Source organism: Halomonas sp. YLB-10 (assembly GCF_003856855.1).
Lineage (GTDB): Bacteria > Pseudomonadota > Gammaproteobacteria > Pseudomonadales > Halomonadaceae > Halomonas > Halomonas litopenaei.
In genome coordinates this window covers 128,850-148,719 of record NZ_RRCU01000003.1, presented here as the reverse complement: position 1 = coordinate 148,719, position 19,870 = coordinate 128,850, and the positions used below count along the sequence as shown (strand labels likewise).

The following is a 19,870-nucleotide window of genomic DNA, read 5'->3' as shown; positions in this document are numbered from 1 at the left end:
CGCCGCTAAGCCGACGCCACGGTACTCGCCGCTCGCTAGAAGGCTCGCGCCGGGGTGGTGCAGCTGACCAGCCGACAGAGGGTCTCGCTAGGGTTGCGAAAGCGGTGGGGTACATTGGTGTCGAAGTAGTACGCCTCGCCGGCACCCAGCACCCGGGTCTCGGCACCGATGGTGATCTCGATCTCGCCCTCGAGCACCACCCCGGCTTCCTCGCCCTGGTGGGTGATCATCTCGCGGCCGGTATCGGTGCCCGGGGGGTAGGTCTCGATCAGAAACGACAGGGCGCGTGACTCGCGGCTGGCGCCCACCAGCTTGAACACCACGTCGCCGCTGCCCATGTCGGTCAGTTCGTCGGCGCTGTAGAACACCTGGTTCTTGCTCTCCAGATCCATGGTGAAGAAGTCGCCGACGCTCATCGGGATGGCGTCGAGGATCTTTTTCAGCGAGCTGACCGAGGGGCTGACCTTGCCCTGTTCGATCAGCGACAGGCTGGAATGGGTTACCCCGCAGCGCTTGGCCAGCTCGCGCTGGGAGATGTTGCGCAGGTTTCGCAGGGCCCTCAGGCGGGTACCGACATCGTCCGACATCGCGGGTTCCTTGGGTAAAGCCAGTGGAAGCCGGCGATGGCGCTGCCATCGCCGGTGGTCGCCGTAGCGCCCATCAGCACAGGGCGTCGAGCTTTTCCTTGAGCAGGGCGTTGACCTGCTGGGGGTTGGCGGTGCCGCGTGAGGCCTTCATCACCTGGCCGACAAAGTAGCCGATCATCTTGCCGCGCTTGTCGGGCTCGGCGTCACGGTACTGGGCCACCTGGGCCGGACTATCGCTGATCACCTGGTCGACCATGGCCTCGATGGCGCCGGTGTCGGTGACCTGCTTCAGGCCCTTGGCCTCGATGATGGCGTCGGCGCTTTCGCCTTCACCGTTCCACAGCGCCTGGAACACCTGCTTGGCGGCCTTGCCGTTGATGGTCGAGTCGATCACTCGCTTGACCAGGCCGCCGAGCTGCTCGGCGCTGACCGGGCTGTCGGAGATGTCCAGTCCGTCACGGTTGAGCGCGCCGGACAGCTCGCCCTGGACCCAGTTGGCGGCCTGCTTGGCGTCGCCACAGATGTCCTTGACCTGCTCGAAGTACTCGGCCATCTCGCGGCTGGCCGACAGCACCCCGGCGTCGTAGGCGGACAGTCCCAGCTCGCTCTGGAAGCGCGCGCGCTTCTCGGCGGGCAGCTCGGGAAGACTCTCGCGCAGGTGCTCGACGTAGGCGCAGTCGAGCACCACCGGCAGCAGGTCGGGGCAGGGGAAGTAGCGGTAGTCGTTGGCTTCTTCCTTGGTCCGCATGCTGCGGGTCTCGTCGGCCTCGGGGTCGTAAAGGCGGGTTTCCTGCACCACCTTGCCGCCGTCCTCGATCAGCTCGATCTGACGCTCGACCTCGTAGGCGATGGCGCGCTCGACGAAGCGGAAGGAGTTGACGTTCTTGATCTCGGCGCGGGTGCCGAATTCCTGCTGTCCCTTGGGTCTGACCGAGACGTTGACGTCACAGCGCATCGAGCCTTCGGCCATGTTGCCGTCGGAGATGCCAAGGTAGGTGACGATGGAGTGGATCGCCTTGAGGTAGGCCGCCGCCTCCTTGGCCGAGCGCATGTCCGGCTCCGAGACGATCTCCAGCAGCGGCGTGCCGGCACGGTTCAGGTCGATGCCGGTCATGCCGTGGAAGTCTTCGTGCAGCGACTTGCCGGCGTCTTCCTCGAGGTGGGCGTGGTGCACCCGGATGATCTTGTTCTCGCCGTCCTCCAGGCAGATCTCCACTTCGCCGGCGCCGACGATGGGATGGTACATCTGGCTGGTCTGATAGCCCTTGGGCAGGTCGGCGTAGAAGTAGTTCTTGCGATCGAACACCGATACCTCGGGGATCTCGGCATGGATGCCGAGGCCGAATTTCAACGCCATCGCCACCGCCTGTTCGTTGAGCACGGGCAGCACGCCGGGCAGGCCCAGATCAACGGCATTGGCCTGGGTGTTGGGCTCGGCACCGAAGGCGGTGGAGGAGCCGGAAAAGATCTTGGAGCGGGTCGCGAGCTGGACGTGCACCTCGAGACCAATGACGGTTTCCCACTGCATCAGGAGTTCTCCTCGGTCATCTCGGGACGCTTCAAATGCCAGTCGGTGGTCTGCTGGAACTGGTGTGCCACGTTGAGCAGACGGGTCTCGGCGAAGTGGGTGCCGAGAATCTGCAGGCCCACCGGGCGCTTGCCGGCGAAGCCCGCCGGAACGCTGATGCCGGGGATGCCCGCCAGGTTGACGGCGATGGTGTAGATGTCCTGCAGGTACATCGAGACCGGGTCCTTCTGGGCGCCCAGGTCGAAGGCCGGGGTCGGCGCGGCGGGGCCCATCAGCACATCGACCTCTTCGAAGGCGTCGAGGAAGTCCTGTCGAATCAGTCGGCGAACCTGCTGGGCCTTCTTGTAGTAGGCGTCGAAGAAGCCTTCGGACAGGGTGTGGGTGCCGATCAGGATGCGTCGCTTGACCTCCTCGCCGAAGCCCTCCGCGCGGGAGCGCTTGTACAGATCGATGAGGTCCTCGGGGTTGTCGCAGCGATGGCCGAAGCGCACGCCGTCGTAGCGCGACAGGTTGGAGGAGGCCTCCGCCGGCGCGATCACGTAGTAGGCCGGGATGGCGTAGGCGGTGTGGGGCAGGCTGACCTCGCGCACGCTGGCGCCGAGCGATTCGTAGACCTTGATCGCTTCGCCGATGGCCTGGTTGACGCCGGCATCGAGGCCGTCGCCGAAGTATTCCTTGGGCAGGCCGATCTTGAGGCCGGACAGCGGCGCGCTGAGCTCCTCGGTGTAGTCGGGAACACCGCGGGCCACGCTGGTGGAGTCGCGCACGTCATGGCCGGCGATGACGTTGAGCAGGTGGGCGCAGTCTTCGGCGCTGCGGGCCATGGGGCCGCCCTGATCGAGGCTCGAGGCGTAGGCGATCATGCCGTAGCGCGAGACCCGGCCATAGGTCGGCTTGAGCCCGGTGATGCCGCAGAAGGCTGCCGGCTGGCGGATCGAGCCGCCGGTATCGGTACCCAGTGCCGACGGCACCAGGCCGGCGGCGACCGCGGCGGCGCTGCCGCCGGAGGAGCCGCCGGGGACGGCGTCAAGATCCCAGGGGTTCTTGACCGGGCCATAGAAGCTCGACTCGTTGGAGGAGCCCATGGCGAATTCGTCCATGTTGGTCTTGCCCAGGCTGACCGTGCCGGCGGCCTTGAGCTTTTCCACCACGGTGGCGTCGTAGGGGGCGACGAAGTTGTCGAGCATCTTCGAGCCGCAGCTGGTCTTGACCCCCTGGGTGCAGAAGATGTCCTTGAGTGCCAGCGGCACGCCGGTCAGGCGGCCGGCTTCGCCGCGGGCGCGGGCCTGGTCGGCGGCTTCGGCGGCCTCGAGAGCCTGGTCGGCGGTGACGCTGACGAAGCTGTTGAGTGTGCCGTCGAGGCGGTCGATGCGTCCGAGCAGATCCTGGGTCAGCTCGCGACTGGAGATCTCGCCGGCGTCGAGCGCCTGGCTGATCTCGGTCAGTGTCCTGTCATGCATGGGCCTGGCTCCCTGTATGCGTGAATCCAATGTCGAGAAGGGTGGGGCGCGGGGTCACTCGACGACCCGCGGCACCAGGTACAGGCCATTCTCGACCTGGGGAGCGCAGCGCTGGAAGTGCTCGCGCTGGTCGTTCTCGGTGACCTCGTCGGCGCGCAGGCGCTGGGTGGCATCGAGGGGGTGAGCCAGCGGGGCGACGCCTTCGGTGTCGAGCGCCTGGAGCTGATCGACCATCTCCAGGATCCGGCCGAGATCGTCGTGATAGTGGGCTGCGTCATTCTCAGAAAGGTCGATCCGGGCCAGGTGAGCGGCACGGAGGACCTCGGCGTGTTCAAGCGCCATGATCAATTCCTCGACGGAAGGGGTCCATGAAATGACCGCAGAAGGTACCACATTCGCGCGTCGTCGGGCAGGTCTTGCCGGTCAAGGGAGACGCGCATCACGCTTGCCGCTAGGGGGGGTCAGTGATACCGTTTGCGTCCGCACAGGGTTTCCGGTCTGCACTAGGTATCTTTATCCATGTTCAAACGTTTACGAGGTGTGTTTTCCAGCGATCTGTCGATCGACCTGGGGACGGCCAATACGCTCATCTATGTGCGTCATCGCGGGATCGTCCTGGATGAACCCTCCGTGGTCGCGATTCGGCAGTCCGGCAACATGCGCAGCGTTGCTGCGGTCGGCGCCGATGCCAAGCGCATGCTGGGCCGCACCCCCGGAAACATCACCGCCATTCGTCCGATGAAGGACGGCGTCATCGCCGACTTCACCGTGACCGAGCAGATGCTCCAGTACTTTATCCGCAAGGTGCATCAGAGCACCTTCCTGACGCCGAGCCCCCGGGTCCTGGTGTGCGTTCCCTGCATGTCCACGCAGGTCGAGCGTCGCGCCATCAAGGAGTCCGCCGAGGGCGCCGGTGCCCGTGAAGTCTTCCTGATCGAGGAACCCATGGCCGCGGCCATCGGGGCCGGGCTGCCGGTGGAAGAGGCGCAGGGTTCGATGGTTGTCGACATCGGTGGTGGTACCTCCGAGATCGCTATCATCTCGCTCAATGGCGTGGTCTATTCCGAGTCCATCCGCATCGGCGGCGATCGTTTCGACGAGGCCATCAGTTCCTATGTACGGCGCCACTATGGCAGCCTGATCGGCGAAGCCACCGCCGAGCGCATCAAGGAAGAGATCGGCTGTGCCTATCCGGGCGGCGAGCTGCGCGAAATCGACGTGCGCGGTCGCAACCTGGCCGAAGGCATTCCGCGCAGCTTCACCCTCAATTCCCACGAGATCCTTGACGCCCTGCAGGAGCCGCTGGGCTCCATCGTGTCGGCGGTCAAGAGCGCCCTGGAACAGTCACCGCCCGAGCTTGCATCAGACATCGCCGAGCGCGGCCTGGTGCTGACCGGTGGTGGCGCGCTGCTGCGTGATCTGGACAAGCTGATCGCCGAGGAGACCGGCCTGCCGGTGGTGGTCGCCGATGACCCGCTCACTTGCGTGGCACGTGGTGGCGGCAAGGCGCTGGAGATGATCGATCAGCACACCTTCGAGCTGCTCTCCAGCGACTGACGACGTCTGGCCCAGGACCTCCAGGGAGTCGGCCTATCAAACCGCTGTTCTCGCATGGCTCCGTGCCCGGGTACCGCATGCTGTTGTGTGCGGTGCTCGCGGGCGGGCTGATGTTTGTCGATACCCACTTCACCCGAATGGAATCGGTGCGTGCCCAGTTGTCGACGCTGGTGGCGCCGATCCAGTGGGCCGTCAGTCTGCCCAGTGACGTGCTCAACTGGGGCGCCCTGGCGCTGTCCGAGCAACGCTCGCTGGTGGAAGAGAACGCGCGACTGCGCGAGCAGCTGCTGACCCTGTCCCATCGGGTACAGCGCATGGCCAGCCTGACCGCCGAGAACGTGCGCCTGCGCGAGCTGCTCGACGCCGCCCGGGATCACGAGGTGCCTTACCTCACCGCCGAACTGCTGTCGCTGGATCCCGACCCCTTCACCCACCAGATGGTGATCGATCGTGGCCGCCGCGATGGCGTCTATGTCGGCCAGCCGGTGATGGACTCCTCCGGTATCGCCGGTCAGGTCAGCGAGCTTTCCGCCTACTCGAGCCGCGTGCTGATGCTTACCGATGCCAGTCACGCCTTGCCGATCCAGGTCAATCGCAACGGGCTTCGCTTCATCATCCAGGGTACCGGCAGCTACGACGCGCTGAAGGTGCTGCACGTGCCGGATACCGCCGACATTCGCGTCGGTGACCTGCTGATGAGCTCCGGCCTGGCCGGACGCTTTCCTGCGGGTTATCCGGTGGCCAGGGTCAGCGACGTCAGTCACGATCCTGGCGAGCCCTTCGCCACGGTCAGCGCCGCTCCCGTCGCCCAGTTGCAGCGCTCGCGTCACTTCCTTCTGCTGTTTCCGCCGGAGCCTGCGCTCGACGTCTCGCGAGGACGCTGGCACCCGGAACTGGACCCCGAGGCCGTCGAGGCAGCCCGCCGCCTGGGTGAGCTGTTGACGCCCCCCGAGCAAGACGAGGAGGACGACTGATGGCCGCTACCCCTCGCGTCAGCCTGGTGTGGGTATGGTTGACCCTGTCTCTGGCGCTGTGTCTGCAGGTCATGCCCATGGCCGACGGCTGGCAGGTCTGGCGGCCCGACTGGCTGGGCCTGATGCTGTTGTACTGGTGCATGGCACAGCCCGACCGGGTGGGCGTCTTTCATGGTTTCGTGCTGGGCCTGCTGCTGGACCTCATCGAAGGAGCGCCGCTCGGGCAGAGCGCACTGACGCTGTCGTTGCTGGCCTTCCTCTCGGCGCTGGTATATCCCCGCTTCAGGACCTACTCGCTGCTCCAGCAGGCGGTACTGATCTTCGTCCTGCTGGGACTGGTGCAGTTGGTGGAACAGTGGCTGCGTACCCTGTTCGGCCCGTTTTCCATGCATCTGTCGTTTCTGATGCCATCGTTGATCGGGGCGGCGCTGTGGCCTTGGCTGGCGACCCTGTTCAAGGCCATCGGCCGGCGTTCCGCCAAGACCTGAATCCCTCATGACCTGAGCCCCCACGAAAGCGTTGGAGACGCAAGCGATGAGTGAGCCCCTCGATGCTGATGTGAATTCCCCGGTGCTGCGCCTGGCCTCTGCCTCGCCCCGGCGGCGTGAGCTGCTGGCGAGCATCGGTGTGGCGGTGGAGATCGCGCCGGTGGATATCGACGAGACGCCGCATCCTGGTGAAGCAGCCCGGGATTACGTCGCCCGCCTGGCCCGGGCCAAGGCCGTGGCTGGGGCTGGGGCTGGGGCTGGGGCAGAAGCCGAGACCGAGGCCTGGCGTGAGACGGGCCTCGACTTGCCGGTGCTGGGCTCCGACACGTCGGTGGTGCGCGACGGCGAGATTCTCGGCAAGCCTGTCGACGCCGAGGACGCCTTTGTCATGCTGCGCTCGCTGTCCGGGCGCTGGCATCAGGTGATGACCTCGGTGGCGGTCAGCGGACCCGCCGGGGTGCTCGAGGCAACGGTCGTCAGCGATGTGCTGATGCGTGAGCTCCAGGACGACGAGATTCGCGCCTACTGGCGCACCGGTGAGCCTGCCGACAAGGCAGGCGGTTACGCCATCCAGGGGCTCGCCTCGATCTTCGTCGAGCGCGTCGAAGGCAGCTATTCCGCGGTGGTGGGGCTGCCGCTCTACGAGACGGCGAGCCTGCTGCGCCGACAGCGCGTGCCTGTGTGGAACGGCGCTTTATTGTGACGGTGTCGTGAGGGTGGCGTGAAGGTGTAGTGGCGCCGCCGCTCGACGAGACGGCAAGCCGCCCGCTGGGCCACCGGCAGGCGTGTGCTGCTTCAGTCGAGCCGGACGGGAGGTCCGGCGCCAGCGCCATCGCAACCGCCGGCGGCTATGTCATAATGGCGCGAGACATCAAAGGACAAGGACTGCCGAATGAGTGGTGAAGTACTCATCAACCTGACGCCCATGGAAACCCGCGTGGCCGTGGTGGAGAACGGCGTGCTGCAGGAGGCCTTCATCGAGAGGGCCAGGCGTCGTGGCATCGTCGGCAATATCTACCAGGGCAAGGTGGTGAGGGTACTGCCCGGCATGCAGGCGGCCTTTGTCGATATTGGCCTGTCTCGTGCAGCCTTCATTCACGCCCACGATGTCGGTGAGCACAGCGCCAACGGTGATGACCAGCCGTCCATCTCGCAGCTCTTGCATGAAGGCCAGTCGCTGGTGGTTCAGGTCACCAAGGACCCCATCGGCTCCAAGGGCGCTCGCCTGACCACCCACTTGTCGGTACCGTCGCGCTACCTGGTGTACATGCCGGACTCGCCTCATAACGGCGTGTCCCAGCGCATCGAGGACGAGACCGAGCGCGAGCGCCTGCGCGGTCTGGTAGAGGAAGCCGCGGCCGAGCAGCAGATCGAGGTCACCGGTGGCTTTATCGTGCGCACCGCCGCCGAGGGCGTGACGCTCGAGGAGATGGTCGCCGACATGCACTTCCTGCTGCGGCTGTGGCGCAAGGTCAGCGAACGCCGGCTGACCGCGCCGGCGCCCAGCGTCATCTACGACGATCTGCCGTTGTTCATGCGCACCCTGCGCGACGTCATGCGCGACGATATCGAGAAGGTGCGCATCGACTCCCGCGAAAACCACGTCAAGCTGGTCGAGTTCGCCGAGGAGTTCATGCCCTCGGCGGTGGGACGCATCGAACACTACGCCGGCGAGCGACCGATCTTCGACCTGTACAGCGTCGAGGACGAGATCCAGAAGGCGCTGGCGCGCAAGGTCCAGCTCAAGTCCGGCGGCTATCTGGTGATCGACCCCACCGAGGCGATGACCACCATCGACGTCAACACCGGCGCCTACGTGGGTCACCGCAACCTCGAAGAAACCATCTTCAAGACCAACCTCGAGGCAGCCACCGCCATCGCCCGTCAACTGCGTCTGCGCAATCTCGGCGGCATCATCATCATCGACTTCATCGACATGGTGGACACCGAGCACCAGCGCCAGGTGCTGAGGATGCTCGAGAAGTCGCTGGAACGGGATCACGCCAAGACCAAATGCACCGGCGTCACCGAGCTCGGGCTGGTGCAGCTGACCCGCAAACGCACCCGTGAAAGCCTCGAGCAGACCCTGTGCGAGCCGTGTCCTTCCTGCCAGGGCAGGGGCACCCTCAAGACGCCGGAATCGGTGTGCTACGAGATCTTTCGCGAGATCCTGCGTGAAGAGCGCGCCTACAACGCCGAAACCTACGCGGTGCTGGCCTCCCAGGCGGTGGTGGACCGACTGCTCGACGAGGAGTCGGCCGCGGTCGCTGATCTCGAGGAATTTATCGGCAAGACCATTCGTTTTCAGGTCGAGACCCACTATTCCCAGGAGCAGTACGACATCGTGCTGATGTGATCCGATGAGGCCGATCCGCCTGCTGACTCGCTGGTTGTTGACGCTGGTGGCGGTAGTGCTGGCGATGGCCGCGCTGCTGTCGCTGGTGCTGCGCGTGTCGTTGGGCCAGGTCGATCGCCTCGAGGATCGACTGGTCGAGATGATAGCGTCGCGTTTCGAGGCGGAGACCCATCTGGTGAGTCTCGAAGGCAGTCTGCACGGCCTCGACCCCGGCTTGACCCTGGACGGGCTGCGACTCGAGGCCGAAGACGCCACGGGCAGCTATCCGTTGTTGCAGGTCGAGCGCGGTGAAGTGCGCCTGGACACCCTGGCGAGCCTCGACGAGGGGCTGCCGGTGGTCGACAAGGCCCACTTCCAGGGCGTCACCCTCCACCTTTATCAGGACCGCGAACGTCGCTGGCTGTGGCCACAGCCGGCGCGCATCCCCCCCGAATTGATGCCCGAAGGGCAGTTTGACCTCGAGCGTCTGGACTTCTGGGTCGGCGTCATGCTGCGCCAACGTGCCTGGGTCGATGACCTGCGCGTGGTGCTTCACGGGCGCCGCGAGGTCACCACCCTGCATGCGCCGCGGCTGTTGATGACCGGCGATGAGATGCGCACCCATATCGAGGGTGAGGTATTCATCGAGGATCGCGACGCCGAGGCCATGGAGATCGTCATGGCCTTGACGCCGGGCAGTCGTGAGGCGAGCAATTTCAGCGCCGCCCTGCAGGGCACCATGCAGCTCGACAGCTTGACCGGCTTGTCACGACTGATCGGCATCGAGGACGTGCTGCGTTTCGACGAGGCCAGCGGGGACGCCACCGTCTGGGCGCGCTGGGACAATGGGCGCCTGGCGGATGTGCGCCTCGATGTACTGGCGCCGCGCCTGGCGCTCAATCAGCGCGAAGAGATGGCGACAGCGGTCGCCCAGGAGATGGGCGAGGGCTCGCCTGGTGGCATCGTGCTCAATGGGGCCGAATTGCGCGGTCAGTGGCTGAGACGCGACGTCGATGACTGGGAGGCCTGGTTCGAGGGTGACGCCGAAGACGTGAGCTGGACCGGAGACGACGGCGAAACCGCGCCGGAAGGTGGCGCCTTGCCCCAGTACTGGCACGTGGCAAGCCGCGAAAACGGCTGGTGGGCCAACGCCAGCGGCTTCGAGTTGGGCGCACTGGCGCAGTGGCGTGAGCGTCTGCGCCTGCCTGAGGGCCTGGCCCGGGCGGTGGACGCCTTGAAGCCCCGCGGTCAGGTGACCGGGCTGGGCTTTGGCAGGCTCGATGACGAATGGCGTGCTCGGGTCAGCGCGCTGGGGGTCGAGGTCGACCCCTGGGAGAGTGCGCCCGGCGGCGGCCCGCTGGATGTCTGGGTGGAAGCCGACGGCACCCGTGGTCGAGTGGACTTCGTCGACGCTGGCCAGGCATCGATGCATTTCCCTGAGCTGTTTGCCGCCCCCATGCAGCTCGACTACGCCACCGGCGAGGTGATCTGGTCCTACGACGGGCCGCGCAGCTTCGTCAGTGGACGCGACCTCAAGGTCGGCTGGCGCGACGCCCAGGTGGAAGGGGGCTTTGGTCTGGCCATCGCCGCCGATCGTCGCGGGGGCTTCGGTCTTGAGCTGGACATGCGCGACGTCAACGCCCGGGATATCGCCTTGAGCGAGTGGTTGCCGATGCCGCTGTTGCGCAACGATGTGGACGCCGAACTCGCGGACTGGCTGGCCAGTGGTCTGGCCGGACGGGTGCCCCAGGGGCAGCTGCGCCTGCACGTGCCGCTGCGTGAGCAGGACGACCTCGACAGCGAGAAGCTCGACAGCAGTCTCAGCCTGGATCTGGATATCGTCGAGGGGCGGGTGCCCTACGCCGAAGGCTGGCCGGCGCTTAGCAACGTCAGCGGCCACCTGTCCGTCGAGGATGACAGTCTGGAGGCGCGCGTCGACCATGCCGAGAGCCAGGGCGTGAAGACCGAAGGCGCCAGCGTCAAACTGGCCGACGAGGTCCTCAGCGTCGAAGGGCCGCTGTCGGCGTCGCTGACGCAGTTGCTGGCATTTCTTGAAGAGATGCCGGTGGAGGGCGCCGAGGCCGCCAGTAACTGGCGCGGCGAGGGTAGTGTGACTGGCCAGTTGTCGCTGTCGCTGCCGATGGCCGACCCGGACGCCCTGGACCTGAAGGTCGAGGCCGACGCCCGGGCGTCGAGGGTCGTGCATCAGGGCACCGAGCTCGAGTTCGAGAACGTCAGCGGCCCCCTGACCTGGTCCCAGCAGGGCGAAGAAGGTGGATTGTCCGGTCGTCTTGAGGGCCAGGTGCTCGGTGGTAGCGTGGCGGCCGACCTTCAGGGCCGCAACGATAGCGTGGCGCTGTCCGGACGCGCCGAAGCGCCGGCGCTGCTGGACTGGGCGGGACTCGAGCCTGGGGTACTGCTGTCGGGCTCCTTCCCCTGGCAAGGCCGGCTTGAGCTCGATGCCCAGCGTCTGTCGCTGGAAAGCACCCTGGAGGGGCTGTCGATCGCACTACCGGCACCGCTGGGCAAGCGTGCCTCCCAGACGGTACCGCTCAAGCTGGACCTGAGCCTCGGCGATTCTCCGGTGTTGAGCGGCCAGTACGGGCGCGATGTCGGCGCCCGTTGGCGCGCCGCCGGGCCCGGCGGCAGCCAGGGTCAGCTGTGGGTCGGTCGGGCGGCACCTGGCGCTTGGCCCGGTGAGCCGGGCTGGTCGGTGCTGGCCTATCTGCAGCGACTCGATCTGGGCGCCTGGGCCGACGCCCTGAAGCCCTTGGCCGGTGCCATGCCGGAAGGCGGCTCCAGTGGCGGCGGCGGGGCGGGACTGTCACGCCTGGAGGCCCGCACCGACTGCCTGAGCGACGGCGATCGTTGTCTGGGCACGCTGACCATCGACGCCAGTCCCCGCTTCAGCCGAGGCGCCAGGCAGTGGCAGGCGGCGCTTGGCGGAAGCCTGGTCGACGGCCAGGTGACCTACCGCCCGGGTGTTGCACAGCCACTGGTGCTCGATCTCGATCGACTGGTGCTGGACAGCTTGATTCCCGAGAGCGGGCAAACGGCGGTTCAGGGTGCCGAGTCCGGCTCTTTGTTCGGTGAGCTTGAAGTCACCAGCGCGCCTGCGGCCTTCCCGCAGCGAGTGCGCGAGCTGCCCGACGGACGTCTCACCATCGACGATATCGTGTACCAGGGCAATCGGGTCGGGCCCTTCAACGGCGCATGGCGTTCCAGCAGTGATCGGCTGTCGGTCGAGCCGGTATCCCTCACCCTGGGCGAGGTCACGGCAGAAGGGTCGCTGGTATGGGAGGCCTCCGGTAGTCAGGCCAGCCTGACGCGCTCGCGACTGGCGCTCACCGGTGGCGATCCCGGGACCGCGCTGGCGGCGCTCGGGCAGGACGTGGCGGTACACGCTGAAAGACTCGACGTGGACAGTCAGCTGGCCTGGCCGGGGGCCCCCTGGCAGTTTGCGCTGGCCCGATCACGCGGTAGCCTGAACGTCGATATGGTCGACGGGACCTTTGCCAATATCAGCTCGCCCTCGGCCAAGGTGGTGGGACTGCTCAACGTCGACAACCTGCTGCGGCGCCTGCGTCTGGATTTCTCGGACGTCACCGGTGAGGGTACCGCCTTCGACCGTGTCAGTGGTGCCGCGACCCTGTATGGTGGAGTGTTGGAAACCGAAGGGCCGATTCGTATCGATGGCCCCGCCACCGACTTTACCCTGGACGGCTCCGCCGACCTGGCGCGACGTCAGCTCGACCTGATGCTCGGCGTGACCGTGCCGGTCAGCAACAACCTGCCGCTGGCAGCCGTGGCCGTCGGGGCGCCCGTCGTGGGCGGTGCCCTGTTTGTGGCCGACAAGCTGTTCGGCGACGTCATCGACCGGGTGACGCGAATTCACTATCTGGTGCAGGGTCCCTGGACCTCGCCCCGGATCACTCTGGAAAGTGCTCAATGACATCTCAAGCTGCATCCTTCGATGAGGCCGTGGCCACCCTGTTGACCCCGGGAGGCCTCGATCTCGGCGGTCTCGACACGGGTCTCCGGCACGCTCTGGGCCCTGGCATCGACTACGCCGATCTGTACTTTCAGCGGACCTGGCAAGAGGGCTGGGTGCTGGAGGACGGCGAGGTCAAGGAAGCCAGCTACAACATCGACGGTGGCGTCGGGGTGCGCGCCATGGCCGGCGAGAAGACCGGCTTCGCCTACTCCAACCAGATCAACGCCGATGCCCTGGCCGAGACGGGCCGTACCGCTTCGGGCATCGTGCGCAGCGGTGCCACCCTGACCCAGGCGCCACGCATCCAGGTCAGTGCCGAGCCGCGCTACGCGGGCATCGACCCGCTGTCAGGGCTGTCGGCCGAAGACAAGGTCGCCATGCTCAAGCTGGCCGACCGAGTGGCCCGGGCTGCCGACCCCAGCGTGTCCCAGGTCAGCGCCTCGCTGTCCGGCGTCTACGAAGTGGTACTGGTCAGCGCCAGTGACGGCACCGTCGCCGCCGACGTGCGCCCGCTGGTGAGGCTCAATGTCAGTGTCATCGCGGTCAAGAACGGCCGGCGTGAACGCGGCAGCGCCGGTGGTGGCGGCCGCTACCCCATGGCGAGGCTGCGCGACGAAGGCGTCGCCGAGACCTACGCCAGGGACGCGGTGCGTCAGGCGCTGGTCAACCTGGAGGCGACCGATGCCCCCGCCGGACAGATGCCGGTGGTGCTGGGGGCCGGCTGGCCCGGCATCCTGCTGCACGAGGCGGTGGGCCATGGCCTCGAGGGCGACTTCAATCGCAAGGGCAGCTCGGCCTTCGCCGGTCGTATCGGCGAGCGGGTGGCGTCGCCCGGCGTTACCGTGGTCGACGACGGCACGCTGATGGATCGCCGTGGTTCGATGTCGGTGGACGACGAGGGCACCCCCAGCCAATGCACCACCCTGATCGAGGACGGCATCCTTACCGGGTACATGCAGGACAAGCTGAACGCCCGCTTGATGGGCATGGCGCCCACCGGTAACGCCCGTCGCGAATCCTTCGCCCATATGCCGATGCCGCGCATGACCAATACCTACATGCGCGCCGGCATGGACGACCCCCAGGACATCATCAAGAGCGTCTCGCGCGGGCTTTACGCGGTCAGCTTCGGCGGCGGCCAGGTGGACATCACCTCGGGCAAGTTCGTGTTCTCGGCCAGCGAAGCCTACTTGATCGAGGACGGTCGAATCACCGCGCCGGTCAAGGGAGCGACGCTGATCGGCAACGGCCCCGAAGCCATGGGCCAGGTCTCGATGATCGGCCACGACATGGAACTGGACACCGGTATCGGGGTGTGCGGCAAGGAAGGACAGGGGGTGCCGGTGGGCGTCGGTCAGCCGACCCTCAAGCTTGACGAGTTGACCGTGGGTGGCACCCAATCCTGATACAGCCGAGGCAAGCTAGCTGATCGACAAGGCGGCGCCGACGGAGGTGTCGGCGCCAAGGCGGAGCATGCAGGACCTAGGCACTTTTCAGAAAAGCCCTAGGGCGGTGGCGGTAACGCCGTCGAGCGCAGTCACTCGTCAGACTGGCCCTCGAGCCCGGCGGTTAGATCCCTGCGGTATCACGCAATAGCTTGTAAAGCCGCTTGGCGTTGGTGGGGGGCTTGTTCTGCTCGCGCTCCTTGCGGGCGTTGCGGATCAGCTGACGCAGCGCCTGGCGATCGGCCTGGGGATAGTCTTCGAGGAAGGGTTCGACGGCGTCATCACCTTCTTCGATCAGGCGATCACGCCACTTTTCCAGGCGCAGGAAGGCATGGTCGCGCTGGACCTGGGCCTTCTCGATGTCGTCGAAGACCGCCTGGATGGCCTCCAGGTCTTCCTTGCGCATCAGCTTGCCGACGTACTGCATATGGCGGCGTCTGGCCTCGCGGGCACGAATGCGGTCGGTCTCGTCGATGGCGCGAAGCAGATCGTCCGACAGCGGGAAGCGGGCGCGCTCCTCGGGCTTCATCGCGATGAAGCGCTCGCCCAGCGCCTGCAGCTCGTGCATCTCCCGCTTGAGCTGGGACTTGCTGGGGCGATCGTCGGGGGAAAGGTCATCCTGGGTCATACCGGGTCCCTGGTGAAGGCATCGGGGAAAATCGAAAAGGCGGTGGTCGCGCCGGGCGCGACGTCCGCGAAAGTATACCAGCCTGTGGCGCCCGAGGCGCCGCAGGATGACAGTCTCAGCCGACCCCTATGGTCGGACAAGGAGTACAAGATGACACAGGCGTTTGATGCCAGAGCCCAGCAGGCGGTGCTGGAAAGTCGTGCCGAGACCGCGCTCGAGCTTGCTCGGCGACTGGGTGCGGATGCCTGCGAGGTCGGCGCCAGCGTCGATCAGGGCACCGGTGTAAGCGTGCGCGAGGGCGATGTGGAGTCGGTGGAGCTGTCCCGCGATCAGGGCATCGCCGTCACCGTCTATCTGGGCAAGCGCAAGGGCAGCGCCTCGTCCACCGATGCCAGCGACGCCTCGATCAAGAGCGTGGTCGAGAAGGCCATCGCCATCGCCCGCTACACCGGCGAGGATCCTGCCTCCGGGCTTGCCGACGCCGAGCTGATGGCGACCGAGTTGCCGGATCTCGACGTCCATCACCCCTGGACGCTGGACACGGACAAGGCGATAGAGCTGGCGCTTGCCTGCGAGGCGGCGGGCCTGGCCGAGCCGGGTATCCGCAGCTCCGACGGCGCCAGCCTGTCGAGCGGCGAGGGCGTTCGCGTCTACGCCAACAGCCATGGTTTTCTCGGCAGCCAGCGCGGCAGCCGTCACTCGCTTTCCTGCCTGCTGATCGCCGAGGACGCATCCGGCATGCAGCGGGACTACGACTACACCAGCGCCCGGGATCCACGGGCGCTGCGTGACCCGGCGGAGGTCGGCCGCAGCGCCGCCGAGCGTACGCTACAGCGCCTCGGGGGGCAGCGCCCCCAGACCGGGCGTTTTCCTGTGATGTTCGACCCGACCCTGGCAAGCGGCCTGATCGGCCACCTGATGTCGGCCCTGGCCGGCGGCGCCATCTACCGCGACGCCTCCTTCCTGTGTGGCCGCCTGGGTGAGACTCTGTTTCCCGAGTGGTTCAGCCTCGCCGAGCAGCCGATGCTGGTGGGTGGCATGGCCAGCAGTCCGTTCGACGGCGACGGCGTCCAGACCCGCAACAATCGCTTTATCGAGCAGGGGCGTCTGGCCAGCTACATGCTGTCGGCCTACAGCGCGCGTCGGCTCGGCATGCAGACCACCGCCAACGCCGGCGGGGCACGCAACCTGCGCCTCGAAGCACCGCTGGAAAGCCGCGAGGCGCTGCTCTCGAAGATGGATCGGGGCGTACTGGTCACGGAGCTGATGGGGCAGGGCGTCAACGGCGTCACCGGTGACTATTCCCGCGGTGCGGCCGGTTTCTGGGTCGAGAACGGCCAGATTCAGCATCCCGTCGAGGAGTTCACCATCGCCGGCAACCTGGCAGGCATGTTCCAGGGTCTGGTGGGACTGGGGGATGATATCGATACCCGTGGCAGCATCCACAGCGGTAGCTGGTTGATCGATGAGATGACCATCGCCGGTAGCTGACAGTCTCTGGAAACGTCAATTCACTGCTTACTGAGTAGTGAGACCTGCGGCGGCCCTCGGGGCCGCCGTTTTCATGCCGTTGAGTCCTTCGTGCCGCGAAGACGCTATGCTGAGCCAGAGGCAGGGCTCTGGCCGCCAGGGCTCGCGACCGACAATCGGGGTGCGGGGATGACAATGAAGCGGTTTTCCTGGCTGCTGCTGGCAATGGCAGGCAGCCTGGTCTCGAACGCAGTGGCAGCGACCGCAGAGGCCACCGAGCCATCCAGCTCGGACGGTGCGGTCAATCTGGATACCTATGTGCGGGCGCAGACCGACACCCACTTCCAGAACTATGCCGATGACGGCTATTTTGGCAGCCTGCGCCATGACCGCGCGCCGTTGCCGGTGGACGCCGAGGTGGTTCGGGTCAATCGGGATATCCTGCACAGCGTCGGCGTCTTCGATCTGGCCTCACCGGTGACCTTCACCGCCCCGGCCAGCGCCACCCGACTGCAGTCCATGCAGGTGGTCAACCAGGACCACTACACCCCGATGATGTCCTACGGTGGACGCGAGATCGTGCTGGATGAAGAGAGCGTCGGTTCGCGCTATGCCCTGGTCATGTTCCGTACCCAGGTGGACGCCGACTCGAGCGCGGACATCGCCGAAGCCAACGCGCTGCAGGATGCCATCGAGTGGTCCCAGGATGACGCGGGAGAGCTGTCATTGCCCGAGTGGGATATGGAGCGACTGAGCGAGGTAAGAGAGGCGGTGCTTGGTCTGTCGCCCTTTATCTCCGGCAGCCACGGCATGTTTGGCGCCGAGGACAGCGTCGACCCGGTGCGGCATCTGTGGGGGACGGCCGCGGGTTGGCTGGGCCAGCCCATCGAGGACGCCTACTACGTCACTGTCAGCCCGCTTCACAATGATGGCGAGACGCCTCAGGTGCTGATTCTGCCGGTGGACGTGCCGGTCACCGGGTTCTGGTCGGTGACCGTCTACGATGCCAGAGGGCGTCTGATCGAGGGCGCCGACGGGGCGCACTCCTTGACCAGTGTCGAGGCCGACGCCAACGAGGATGGTTCGGTAACCCTCCACTTTGGCGGCGACCCCCAGGCACCCAACCATCTGGCGATCGCCCCGGGATGGACGTATACCTTACGCTTCTACCGCCCGGCCGAAGCCCTGATCAAGGGCGATTGGCTGCCACCGTCGCCGACCCCGGTGGGGCTACCAGTGCCGGGCTCCGGCTAGATATAAAGCTCGGGCTGGATACAAAAAGAGGAACGTCCATCCCTGTGGATGGACGCTGTCACCTACACCTGCTGCGCTTCTACCGCCCGGGCTAGCCCTGAGACGCCTTGAGCGCCTGGTCCAGGTCCGCCATCAGATCGTCGACATGCTCGATGCCGACAGACAGGCGCACCATGTCCGCGGTGACCCCGGCGGCGGCCAGTTCCTCGTCATTGAGCTGGCGATGGGTGGTCACCGCCGGAATCGCCGAGCAGGTCTTGGCGTCACCGATATTGACCAGTCGAAGGATCAGCCCGAGCGCGTCGTAGAAGCGCACCCCGGCGTCTCGTCCGCCCTTGATGCCGAAGCTCAAGATGCCGGAGGCCTGGCCGTTCATGTAGCGCTTGGCCAGCTCGTGGTCCTTGTGATGTGAAAGGCCAGCGTACTTGACCCAGGACACCGCCTCGTGGCCCTCGAGGTACTCGGCGATAGTCTGGGTGTTGGCACAGATGCGCTCGATACGCAGCGCCAGTGTCTCGAGACCCTGCAGCAGATTCCAGGCGGCCTGGGCGCTGAGGGCCGCCCCCATGTTGCGCAGTGGCACGACCCGGGCGCGGGCGATAAAGGCCGCGTCGCCGACGTCTCGGGTATAGCTGATGCCGTGATAGGAGGGGTCGGGCTCGTTGAGCAGCGCAAAGCGTTCGGCATGGCTGGCCCAGGGGAAGCGACCGGAATCGACGATCACGCCACCCACGGTGGTGCCGTGGCCACCGATATACTTGGTCGCGGAGTGCACCACGATATCGGCGCCGTGTTCGATCGGTCGCCACAGGAAGGGCGTGGCCACGGTGTTGTCGACGATCAGCGGGACACCGTTGTCGTGGGCCACCTGGGCGAGTGCGGCGATGTCCACCACACTGCCCGAAGGGTTGCCGATACTTTCGCAGAACACCGCCTTGGTACGCTCATCGATGCGATCGGCGATGCCGGCGAGGTCGTCCTTGTCGGCGAAGCGGACCTCGATGCCCTGGCGCGGCAGGGTGTGGGCAAAGAGGTTGTAGGTACCGCCGTAGAGTTCGCTGATCGAGACGATATTGTCGCCGCTTTCGGCAAGCGTCTGGATGGTATAGGTAATGGCGGCCATGCCGGAGGCCACCGCCAGGCCAGCGATACCACCTTCCAGGGCGGCCACGCGATTTTCCAGCACCGCGCAGGTGGGGTTCATGATGCGCGAATAGATGTTGCCCTCGACCTTGAGATCGAACAGGTCGGCGGCATGCTGGGCATCATCGAAGGAAAACGATGTGGTCTGGTGGATCGGGACCGCGACAGAGTGCTGGTCGTCAGGGGCGTAGCCGTGGTGCAGGGCGAGGGTTTCGCGTTTCATGGCAGTTCCTTTGATGGCGGTTCCTGGTCGGTCAGGGGAGCGCCTGGTGGCGTCTTGGGGTCGGGTCTGACAGCCTAAGCCGCGGCGGCCGAGGCCTCAATCAGCAAAAGGTGCTGGACCGGCAATGGGCCCGACCGGGGCGCACGATAAAGACACGACACGGGAGCGACAGCGTGGACACACCCTCCAGCGACGCAATCGAGATCTCGGGCATCGACACCGTGGAGGCGGCGCGGCTCTTCGCCACGGCGGCTCACGGCGCCATCGGTCAGCGGCGCAAGTACCTGGACACCCCCTACATCGAGCATCCGGCCGCTGTGGCCGCGCTGGTCAGCCGCCACTGCCCCGGCGACCCCGCCATGGTTGCCGCCGCCTGGTTGCACGATGTACTGGAGGACACCCAGGTGACGGCCCAGACACTGGGCGACAACTTCGGGGAAGAGGTGACCGCGCTGGTGTTGGCGCTAAGCGATCTCGAAGGGCCTGAGGTGGGTAACCGCGCCGTGCGCAAGCGCTTGGCGCTGGAGCGTCTGGCACAGGCCGGCGCCCGCGCCCAGACCATCAAGTACGCCGACTTGATCCACAACACCGGCTCTATCGTCGAGCATGACCCGGGATTTGCACGCCTCTACCTGAAGGAAAAGCGAGCCCTGCTCGAGGCCATGACCGAGGGGGAGGCCGGCCTTCGTCGCTTGGCCTGGGAAGTGCTTGAGCAGGCCGAGGCCCGTCTTCGACAGCGCCGACAACCGGGAGAGAGCCCCACCGGCAGGTGAGGCTCCTGGTT

Annotated in this window: 16 protein-coding genes; 10 read left to right on the top strand and 6 right to left on the bottom strand. The window is 66.2% G+C overall.

Annotated elements, in window-relative coordinates; translation table 11 throughout:
• Window positions 1-35: 35 nt before the first annotated feature.
• From EBB56_RS08030 to gatC, 4 genes are all read right to left on the bottom strand, one after another.
• Window positions 36-587, bottom strand: a complete 552-nt coding sequence (locus tag EBB56_RS08030; protein WP_124803776.1) for a cupin domain-containing protein — start codon at window positions 585-587, stop codon at window positions 36-38.
• Between the two features lie 73 nt (window positions 588-660).
• A complete protein-coding gene (gatB, locus tag EBB56_RS08025; RefSeq protein ID WP_124803774.1) occupies window positions 661-2,115 on the bottom strand; it encodes an Asp-tRNA(Asn)/Glu-tRNA(Gln) amidotransferase subunit GatB in 1,455 nt (484 codons plus the stop codon).
• Window positions 2,115-3,575: an Asp-tRNA(Asn)/Glu-tRNA(Gln) amidotransferase subunit GatA gene (gene gatA, locus EBB56_RS08020; protein WP_124803772.1), complete on the bottom strand. Its 1,461-nt coding sequence runs from the start codon at window positions 3,573-3,575 to the stop codon at window positions 2,115-2,117. Before gatA ends, gatB begins: the two co-directional genes overlap by 1 nt.
• Before the next feature lie 54 nt (window positions 3,576-3,629).
• Entirely contained in the window at window positions 3,630-3,917 is a 288-nt protein-coding gene (gene gatC, locus EBB56_RS08015) for an Asp-tRNA(Asn)/Glu-tRNA(Gln) amidotransferase subunit GatC (protein ID WP_045993051.1), read from the bottom strand.
• Window positions 3,918-4,094: 177 nt separating this feature from the next.
• Between gatC and EBB56_RS08010 the strand changes: the two genes are divergently transcribed.
• The 7 genes from EBB56_RS08010 to tldD all read left to right on the top strand — a co-directional run bounded on the left by EBB56_RS08010 (window position 4,095) and on the right by tldD (window position 14,329).
• Window positions 4,095-5,132, top strand: a complete 1,038-nt coding sequence (locus EBB56_RS08010; protein ID WP_045993052.1) for a rod shape-determining protein — start codon at window positions 4,095-4,097, stop codon at window positions 5,130-5,132.
• 77 nt (window positions 5,133-5,209) lie between these two features.
• Window positions 5,210-6,106, top strand: coding sequence for a rod shape-determining protein MreC (gene mreC, locus EBB56_RS08005; RefSeq protein WP_045993053.1), 897 nt, complete (start codon window positions 5,210-5,212; stop codon window positions 6,104-6,106).
• Window positions 6,106-6,594: a rod shape-determining protein MreD gene (gene mreD, locus EBB56_RS08000; RefSeq protein WP_045993054.1), complete on the top strand. Its 489-nt coding sequence runs from the start codon at window positions 6,106-6,108 to the stop codon at window positions 6,592-6,594. Before mreC ends, mreD begins: the two co-directional genes overlap by 1 nt.
• 46 nt (window positions 6,595-6,640) lie before the next feature.
• Window positions 6,641-7,297: a nucleoside triphosphate pyrophosphatase gene (locus tag EBB56_RS07995; RefSeq protein ID WP_124803770.1), complete on the top strand. Its 657-nt coding sequence runs from the start codon at window positions 6,641-6,643 to the stop codon at window positions 7,295-7,297.
• 189 nt (window positions 7,298-7,486) lie between these two features.
• Entirely contained in the window at window positions 7,487-8,950 is a 1,464-nt protein-coding gene (gene rng / locus EBB56_RS07990) for a ribonuclease G (protein WP_124803768.1), read from the top strand.
• A 4-nt stretch (window positions 8,951-8,954) separates the two neighbouring features.
• Window positions 8,955-12,881, top strand: coding sequence for a YhdP family protein (locus tag EBB56_RS07985; protein ID WP_124803766.1), 3,927 nt, complete (start codon window positions 8,955-8,957; stop codon window positions 12,879-12,881).
• On the top strand, window positions 12,878-14,329 hold the full coding sequence (gene tldD / locus EBB56_RS07980) for a metalloprotease TldD (RefSeq protein ID WP_124803764.1): 1,452 nt from the start codon (window positions 12,878-12,880) through the stop codon (window positions 14,327-14,329). The genes EBB56_RS07985 and tldD overlap by 4 nt, the downstream gene beginning before the upstream one ends.
• Before the next feature lie 163 nt (window positions 14,330-14,492).
• On the opposite strand, the gene yjgA is transcribed toward tldD, so the two are convergent.
• Window positions 14,493-14,996: a ribosome biogenesis factor YjgA gene (yjgA, locus tag EBB56_RS07975; RefSeq protein WP_045993059.1), complete on the bottom strand. Its 504-nt coding sequence runs from the start codon at window positions 14,994-14,996 to the stop codon at window positions 14,493-14,495.
• Window positions 14,997-15,146: 150 nt separating this feature from the next.
• Here yjgA and pmbA point away from each other — a divergent pair, with 150 nt between their 5' ends.
• Together pmbA and EBB56_RS07965 are read left to right on the top strand one after the other, a co-directional pair.
• Window positions 15,147-16,487: a metalloprotease PmbA gene (gene pmbA / locus EBB56_RS07970; RefSeq protein WP_124803762.1), complete on the top strand. Its 1,341-nt coding sequence runs from the start codon at window positions 15,147-15,149 to the stop codon at window positions 16,485-16,487.
• 168 nt (window positions 16,488-16,655) lie between these two features.
• Window positions 16,656-17,720, top strand: a complete 1,065-nt coding sequence (locus EBB56_RS07965; RefSeq protein ID WP_124803760.1) for a DUF1214 domain-containing protein — start codon at window positions 16,656-16,658, stop codon at window positions 17,718-17,720.
• A 91-nt stretch (window positions 17,721-17,811) separates the two neighbouring features.
• On the opposite strand, the gene EBB56_RS07960 is transcribed toward EBB56_RS07965, so the two are convergent.
• On the bottom strand, window positions 17,812-19,086 hold the full coding sequence (locus tag EBB56_RS07960; protein ID WP_108132884.1) for an O-acetylhomoserine aminocarboxypropyltransferase/cysteine synthase family protein: 1,275 nt from the start codon (window positions 19,084-19,086) through the stop codon (window positions 17,812-17,814).
• A gap of 173 nt (window positions 19,087-19,259) precedes the next feature.
• Here EBB56_RS07960 and EBB56_RS07955 point away from each other — a divergent pair, with 173 nt between their 5' ends.
• Window positions 19,260-19,859 carry an HD domain-containing protein gene (locus tag EBB56_RS07955; RefSeq protein WP_260425310.1) on the top strand — a complete coding sequence of 200 codons (600 nt, stop codon included), beginning with the start codon at window positions 19,260-19,262 and terminating at the stop codon, window positions 19,857-19,859.
• The last annotated feature ends 11 nt before the right edge of the window (window positions 19,860-19,870 follow it).